An 888-nucleotide genomic window follows, 5' to 3' on the forward strand; every position below is an offset into this window, starting at 1 on the left:
GGGACTGACCCCCGTTTTTGAGACAGGGATCAAAACACCTTCAAACAGCCAATTGCCGATATTGTATCGGTGATTGGTTGTTTAGTTTCGTTTGAATACGAATATTGTTATAATAATGAATGTATTCTTCGACAGTACGCTCTACGATTGCCGTCGTAGTTCGATCGATACTGTTGAGATAGAACGTTTCAGATTTTAGTGAGGAATGAAACGATTCGATGGAGGCATTATCAGCGGGTGTTCCTTTCTGGGACATGCTCATGGTAATGCCTTTTCCTTTGATAGCTTTCTGGTACTCATAAGACGTATACACAGACCCTTGATCGCTATGTAACACGCAGTTCTCAGGCAGTTTCGGCAGCTGAGCGAGCGTATCCAATACGAAAGCTGTGTCTTGCTTGTCTCCAATCGAGGAAGCAACCACTTCGCCATTGTACAAATCCAATATACTGGAAAGATACAATTGTTTCTGCCCAAAAGGCAAATAGGTAATATCGGTTACGAGCTTCTCAAGTGGGCGATCGGACCGAAAATTCCGATCCAACAGGTTATCTGCGACGGCATATGGCTGCCCAGTATTCTTGCGTTTTTTCACCTTTACTCGGCATTGCCATTGATTTTTCTGCATTACACGCTGTACTGCCTTGTGATTGATGCAGTACTCCTGTCTCAGTAAGGCAGTAATCTTACGGTATCCGTACCGGTACTTATGTTTTCGGCACAATTTGCCGATTTGTCTTTCTAATTGTTCTTTAAACTCATCTTTCTCTTTGTTCTTCCAACGATAATAAGACGCTCTCGAGATACCTAAATGCACACAGATATCTTGTACTGTCATTGTTTTATGCAATGTTTCTACAAGTTCGACTGTCGTTTCTCTATCAACTT

At 42.2% G+C, this 888-nt stretch carries 1 protein-coding gene; it reads right to left on the minus strand.

The annotated features are described in order from the left end of the window. Nucleotides 1-40 precede the first annotated feature (40 nt). The coding region (locus AB1K91_RS19940; protein ID WP_413092428.1) for an IS3 family transposase at nt 41-888 on the minus strand (848 nt) is incomplete at its 5' end.

Origin of the sequence: Terribacillus jepli (genome assembly GCF_047228925.1) — a bacterium.
GTDB lineage: Bacteria > Bacillota > Bacilli > Bacillales > Amphibacillaceae > Terribacillus.